The following is a 543-nucleotide window of genomic DNA, read 5'->3' as shown; positions in this document are numbered from 1 at the left end:
GCTCAGACGCGGATTGTCCGGCGCAGCCAACTTAAGCTTTCCGGCCTGCGCTAAAATCGCTCTCAGTGCTGACATCTCATTTTGCAGTGTCCGGTGACTGATATGGTTAGTCTTACGCTGAGCAATATAGCGCTCAATATATTTCGCCTTGAGGCTATCCATTTGCCTGAATTTAATGTCGTTGTTTTTCAAATAGTCGAGGAACTGCCGGGCAATGCGCTCACGGTCAGCGACTGTGGCAAAACTCCCGCCGGCTTTTCGGGCGTGAGTGATAAACTCTTTCCTGAACCACTCAACTTTTGAACGTACTGATTTCTGCGCCATCTCCGCATCTCCTGTCACTTTTTTCATTCGTTTTTAAACAAGTCTCTGCGTGTCGGTTCAGGTTCACCGTTCCGTGGTGCGTCAGATAATGTGTAGCAGAGCGAAGATTGTGTTGAGTTTTTGCAGGAGCTCGCGACGTGCTCAGCACAGCGATGACAGGCTCCCCGTTCAGTACCTGATTCAATCAGGATGAACGCCTCATTATCTTGACGTAGGTAA

Annotated in this window: 2 protein-coding genes; both read right to left on the bottom strand. The window is 49.2% G+C overall.

The genetic code is table 11. From position 1 onward, the window contains the following. The coding region (locus FE394_RS19450) for a phage integrase N-terminal domain-containing protein (protein ID WP_319927959.1) at positions 1–324 on the bottom strand (324 nt) is incomplete at its 3' end. 23 nt (positions 325–347) lie between these two features. Further along, a partial coding sequence (locus FE394_RS19445) for a hypothetical protein (protein ID WP_319927958.1) occupies positions 348–543 on the bottom strand: 196 nt, incomplete at its 5' end.

This window comes from Xenorhabdus littoralis (assembly GCF_033949345.1).
In the GTDB taxonomy this organism is placed as follows: Bacteria; Pseudomonadota; Gammaproteobacteria; order Enterobacterales; family Enterobacteriaceae; genus Xenorhabdus; species Xenorhabdus littoralis.
Note: the sequence above shows the minus strand (reverse complement) of the source record. Positions and strands in the feature narration are given on the sequence as shown.